Annotated in this window: 5 protein-coding genes; 4 read left to right on the top strand and 1 reads right to left on the bottom strand. The window is 62.4% G+C overall.

Translation table 11 applies throughout. From position 1 onward, the window contains the following. Nucleotides 1-122 precede the first annotated feature (122 nt). Nucleotides 123-845: a GntR family transcriptional regulator gene (locus tag WB528_RS22255; RefSeq protein ID WP_423890731.1), complete on the bottom strand. Its 723-nt coding sequence runs from the start codon at nucleotides 843-845 to the stop codon at nucleotides 123-125. A gap of 118 nt (nucleotides 846-963) precedes the next feature. Here WB528_RS22255 and WB528_RS22250 point away from each other — a divergent pair, with 118 nt between their 5' ends. The 4 genes from WB528_RS22250 to WB528_RS22235 all read left to right on the top strand — a co-directional run. After that, entirely contained in the window at nucleotides 964-2163 is a 1200-nt protein-coding gene (locus WB528_RS22250; RefSeq protein ID WP_423890729.1) for a pyridoxal-phosphate-dependent aminotransferase family protein, read from the top strand. A 125-nt stretch (nucleotides 2164-2288) separates the two neighbouring features. Next, entirely contained in the window at nucleotides 2289-3617 is a 1329-nt protein-coding gene (locus WB528_RS22245; protein ID WP_423890727.1) for an MFS transporter, read from the top strand. Nucleotides 3618-3807: 190 nt separating this feature from the next. Continuing rightward, the gene (locus WB528_RS22240) at nucleotides 3808-5013 is read left to right on the top strand and encodes a pyridoxal-phosphate-dependent aminotransferase family protein (RefSeq protein ID WP_423890726.1); all 1206 of its coding nucleotides are present in this window, start codon (nucleotides 3808-3810) and stop codon (nucleotides 5011-5013) included. A gap of 41 nt (nucleotides 5014-5054) precedes the next feature. After that, the coding region (locus WB528_RS22235; RefSeq protein ID WP_423890725.1) for an enoyl-CoA hydratase at nucleotides 5055-5749 on the top strand (695 nt) is incomplete at its 3' end.

Raw genomic sequence — 5749 nt, 5'->3', positions numbered from 1 at the left:
TCGATCAGGGACTTCAGATCGACAAAGCGGTACTAGAATCAATAAGTTTGCTAGTGCCCATGACTTTCCGAAGTTCGTGAAGGTGGGTGCTGCGATGGAGCACGAACTTCGGAAAGTGGGCACTAGGATGCGGTCGGGCCACCGTCGTTGAGGTGTTCGACCGCGGCGGTGCGCTTATTGCGCAGGTGCTTGAACAGGATGTCCGAGAGCTCGTTGCCGGCCCGGCGGCGCAGCGCCTCCAGGATCGTCTCGTGCTCACGCATCGCCTCGCCCCAGCGTTCGCGCTTGCGGGCGAAGTTGGCGGAATAGCGCACGCGACGAATACGCCCGGCCATGTTCGCGTAGGACGCCTGCAGCGTCGCGTTGCGCGAGGCCTCCACGATCTTCTGATGGATCAGCTGATTGACGTGGAAATAGCCGTGCATGTCGCGGTGCAGGTAGAAGCCATACATTTCATAGTGCAGCCGCTCGATTTCAGCGATTTCTGCCTCGGTGATGCGCTCGCAGGCAAGCCGTCCCGCCAGTCCCTCGAGCCCGCCCATGATGTCGAACAGTTCGCCGAGATCCTGCTCGCTGAGCGCACGGACGCGTGCGCCACGGTTGGGCAGCAGCTCGACCAGGCCCTCGGCGGCCAGCACTTTAAGCGCCTCGCGCAACGGCGTGCGGGAGATGCCGAGCATCTCGCACAATTGCCGTTCGGGGATACGGCCGCCGTCGGGAATGTTGCCCTCGACGATGTGGTCGCGCAGCCGCGAGAGAATTTCGTCGTGCAGGGATTGATCTTCCCGCGCGCTCTCGCCGCCCAGGGCAAGCGCCGTCGTGTCGTTCGGAATCATCTGTTTCATGACTGGAACATACGGGAGGTGAGGGGGCTCCGTCGACCCTATTTGTACACAATTTTGGCGTTGCCGCATCCAAAAATGAATGCAATATGGACGCTCAGTTAAAACGAGGGAGGAATCCGTGACCAAGCACCAGGGTCGTCATTTCCTGAACATTCCGGGCCCGAGCCCCGTTCCGGACCGCGTGCTCCGCGCCATGGATATGCCCGTCATCGACCACCGCAGCGCCGAGTTCGCCGAGCTCGGCAAGGCGGTGTTCGAAGGCTGCCAGAAGATCTTCAAGACCAAGGGTCCGGTGATCGTGTTTCCGTCCTCCGGCACCGGCGCCTGGGAAGCGGCGATCGTCAACACGCTTTCGCCCGGCGACAAGGTGTTGATGGTCGAGACCGGCCACTTCGCAACGCTCTGGCAGCAGATGGCGGCGCGATGGGGCATCGATGTCGATTTTCTCCCCGGCGACTGGCGTCATGGCGCAAGCCCCGCCGAGATCGAGGCGAAGCTGAAGGCCGACAAGGCGCACACTATCAAGGCCGTGATGGTCGTGCATAACGAGACCTCGACGGGCGTCACCAGCCGGGTCGGCGAAATCCGCAACGTCATGGACAAAGTCGGCCATCCGGCGCTGCTGTTGGTCGATACGATTTCCTCGCTCGGCTCGGTCGACTTCAAGCATGACGAGTGGAAGGTCGACGTCACCGTGAGCTGCTCGCAGAAGGGTTTCATGCTGCCGCCGGGGCTCGGCTTCAACGCGGTCTCCGAAAAAGCGCGCGCCTCGTCCAAAACCAACAAGATGCCTCGCTCCTATTGGGATTGGGAGGAGATGCTCAAGCCCAATGCGAACGGCTTCTTCCCGTACACACCGGCGACCAATTTGCTTTACGGGTTACGCGAGGCCATTGCGATGATGCTTGAAGAAGGGCTCGACCACGTCTTCGCCCGTCACAAGCGGCTGGCGGCGGCGACGCGCGCGGCCGTGACGCATTGGGGACTTGAAGTGCTTTGTCAGGAGCCTGCGGAATATTCGCCGGTGCTGACCGCTGTCCTGATGCCGCCGGGGCACGACGCCGACAAGTTCCGGAAAATCACGCTGGACAAGTACAACATTTCGCTCGGTTCCGGGCTGTCGAAGGTCGCGGGCAAGGTGTTCCGCATCGGCCATCTCGGCGAATGCAACGAACTCACGCTGTTGGGGGCGCTCTCGGGCGTCGAGATGGGCCTGTCGGCGGCCGGCGTGCCGCACCGCTCGGGCGGGGTCGATGCCGCGATGAAGACGCTGGAGGATCTCCCCCAGGGCAATGAGCTCAAGGCGGCCGGCGGTTAGCCTCACTGCTCAATGCGATGCCGGGGAGCGCGAATGCGCACCGATGACGGGCCGCATCTTTCGGGCAATTGCGCGAGCGGCCGCCGTCGATCTAAAACGAAGAGAAGCACGTAGGGAGAGTTGAAATGGAAGGCCAACAGCCGCGCCGCAGCAAGGGACGATGGTACATCCTCGCCCTAATTTGTCTGATGTATCTCATCACCTATCTGGATCGGGTCAATATCTCGACGGCGGCCCCGATCATCAGCAAGGAGTTCGGCTTCGACAAGATCACCATGGGGGTGATCTTCAGCGCCTTCGTGTGGGCCTATGCGCTGTTTCAGGTGCCCGGCGGCTGGCTCAGCGATCGCTTTGGCGCAAGGCCCGTGATTGGGACCATCGTTGCGTACTGGTCCGTGATGACGGCCGTCACCGCGGCGGCAAGCGGCGCGGCGTCGTTCATCGTGGTGCGGTTTTTGTTCGGAATTGGAGAGGCCGGCGCCTTTCCAGGGGCCACGCGCTCCATGCAGCTTTGGTATCCGCGCGAAGAGCGTGGTTTGGTGCAGGGATTGACGCATAGCGCGAGCCGCCTTGGCGCCGCGATTGCTCCGCCGCTGGTAGTCTTCATCATGAGCGCGTGGGGATGGCGATCGGTTTTCTATATCTGCGGCGCGCTCGGGCTGGTCTGGTCGATCTGGTGGTATGTTTCCTATCGCAATTTGCCGGAAGAGCATTCGCTGGTGAATTCCGAGGAGCTGAAGCACATTCGCGGCGTCGACTCTACGGGCGCGGTCAAGCAGGCTTTCATCGAGCGCAAGGCCGCATCCGTCCCGTGGGGCACGCTCTTACGTTCGCCGAACATGTGGGCGATCATGTGCGCCTATTTCACCTACGTCTATTGCCTCTGGATATTCTTGAGCTGGCTGCCGTCTTATCTGTTCGAATTCCGGCACTTCACGCTGATCAAGGTCGGCCTGTTCGCGTCGCTGCCGTTATTTGCAGGCGTGCTGGGCGATACGGTCGGTGGCCTGGCGACAGATTGGCTATTGAAGAAGACCGGCAATACCAGACTTGCGCGCCGCGCAGTCGCAATCGTGGGCCTGCTCGGATGCTGCAGTTTCATCGTGCCCGCCGCGTTGACGAGCAACGCCTACACCGCCATCTATTGCCTGACCGCATCCATGTTCTTTCTGGAATGCACGATCGGTCCTTCCTGGGCGGTCCCGATGGATGCCGGCGGCAAATATTCGGGAACGGTCTCCGGCATGATGAACATGGCCGGCAATTTCGGCGGCGCGCTTTCGCCGCTCGTATTCGGTTTCCTTGTTCAATACGGCAATTGGCAAGCGCCCTTCATCGTTGCAGCCGTTCTGCTTGTCATGGGGGCCTGCGTCTGGGCCTTTTGGCTCGATCCAGAACGGTCGGTGCTGGAAGCGGCTGATGCTTCGTCTGTTACCCTGGAGCAGGGTGCTTGACGTGCGTCCGTGAACTCGCGGAAATAGGAGAAAATTTTCCCCTCACGGACCCTTTTGGCTTGCCGCCCGGGGCCCGCATCGGGCCGGCAGCAAGTCTATCCATTCTTATGGATTGACGGCATCGGCCGGGTGCGGGACAAGCCCCAATAGTCGAGCGCTTGCTTGAGAGATTCCAGGGAAAGGACGCCCAATGGCCCTGCATACAGGACGGCATTTTCTCCAGATTCCAGGCCCTACCAACATACCGGACCGGGTATTGCGGGCCATGGATATGCCGACCCTGGACCACCGGGGCGCGGAATTCGCCGAACTCGGCCACGCCGTATTTGCCGGCATGCAGCGCATCTTTCGCACCAAGCAGCCGGTCATCATCTTTCCGTCGTCGGGCACCGGCGCCTGGGAAGCCGCCATCGTCAATACGCTCTCGCCGGGCGACAAGGTGCTGTTGGCCGAGACCGGCCAGTTCGCGGTGTTGTGGAAGGGCATCGCCCAGAAATTCAAGCTCGACCTCGAATTCCTGGATACCGACTGGCGCCGCGGCGCCGACGTCGCCGAGATCGAGGCGAGGCTCGCCGCCGACAAGGCGCACAAGATCAAGGCCGTGCTCGTCATCCATAACGAGACCTCGACCAGTTGCGTCACGCCGCCGCTCGACGTCCGCAAGGCGCTCAACCGCACCAATCATCCGGCGCTTCTGATGGTCGACACCATCTCCGGCCTCGCCTCGCTCGAATATGAGCACGACGCTTGGGGGATCGACGTGTCCGTCGGTGGCTCGCAGAAGGGCATGATGCTGCCGCCGGGCTTGAGCTTCAACGCGATCTCCGAAAAGGCGCTCGCGGCCTCCAAGACCAACACCTCGCTGCGGTCCTATTGGGACTGGCACGACATGCTCGAGATCAACAAGGCCGGCACGTTTCCCTATACGCCCGCGATCAATTTGCTGTTCGCGCTGCGCGAAGCGATCGCGATGCTGGAAGAGGAAGGCCTCGACAACGTCTTCGCCCGCCACAAGCGTCACGCCGCCGCGACGCGCGCCGCCGCCAAGGTTTGGGGTCTCGATCTCGTTTGCCTCGACCCGCAGGCCTATTCGCCGGCCCTGACCGCGGTCATGACGCCGGAAGGCCATGATGCGGATGCGTTCCGCAAGACCGTGCTGGAAAACTTCGACATGTCGCTCGGCACGGGCCTCGGCCGGCTGAAGGGCAGGGCATTCCGCATCGGCCATATCGGGCACTTCAACGACCTGATGCTGATGGGGACGCTGTCCGGCGTCGAGATGGGGCTCGACCTTGCCAAGGTGCCGCATCGCGCGGGCGGCGTGCTTGCCGCGATGGACATCCTCAAGAATCGCGACGTGGTGGCCATGCCGCAAACCAAGGTGGCGGTGGCGTGAAGCGTTAAGCCCGCTGCCATCAAAAACAGAAAGAGCGCGACATGAACGCCCCCGTAGCTGCCAACGAAGACCTGATCTATTCCGTCCAGGACGGCATCGGCCGGATGACCTTCAACCGTCCGCAGGCGCGCAACGCGCTGACCTTTGCGATGTACGAGCAGATGGCTTCGATCTGCGAGAGCATCAACGCCGACCGTTCGATCAAGGCGCTGATCATCACCGGCGCGGGCGACAAGGCGTTTGCGTCCGGCACCGATATCTCGCAGTTCCGCGCCTTCAAGACCGCGCAGGACTCGCTCGACTATGAAGCGCGGATCGACCGCGTGCTCGGCACGCTGGAGCAGTGCCGGGTGCCGGTGATTGCCGCGATCGCGGGCGCCTGCACCGGTGGCGGCGCCGGGATTGCGGCATGCTGCGATATCCGGATCGGCACCGCGGCCACGCGTATCGGCTTTCCGATCGCGCGCACGCTTGGCAATTGTCTCTCGATGTCCAACATCTCGAGACTCGTCTCCCTGATCGGACCGGCGCGGACCAAGGACCTCATTTTCAAGGCGCGCCTCGTCGAGGCGCCGGAGGCCCTGGGGCTTGGGCTGCTCAACGAGATCGTGCCCGATGTCGAGACGTTGCAGCGCCGCGCCGACGAAACCGCGAAACTGGTCGCCGGCCATGCGCCGATCACGCTGGAAGTGACAAAGGAAGCGGTTCGGCGCATCCGCCGCACGCTATCCCGCGA

Source organism: Bradyrhizobium sp., assembly GCF_049586575.1.
In the GTDB taxonomy this organism is placed as follows: Bacteria; Pseudomonadota; Alphaproteobacteria; order Rhizobiales; family Xanthobacteraceae; genus Bradyrhizobium.
The sequence above is the reverse complement of the archived record's forward strand: the minus strand, read 5'-3'. Positions and strand labels throughout refer to the sequence as shown.

Coding starts and splice junctions, on each gene's coding strand:
- WB528_RS22240 (WP_423890726.1), top strand. CDS start 3,808: ATGGCCCTGCATACAGGACGGCATTTTCTCCAGATTCCAGGCCCTACC.
- WB528_RS22245 (WP_423890727.1), top strand. CDS start 2,289: ATGGAAGGCCAACAGCCGCGCCGCAGCAAGGGACGATGGTACATCCTC.
- WB528_RS22255 (WP_423890731.1), bottom strand. CDS start 845: ATGAAACAGATGATTCCGAACGACACGACGGCGCTTGCCCTGGGCGGC.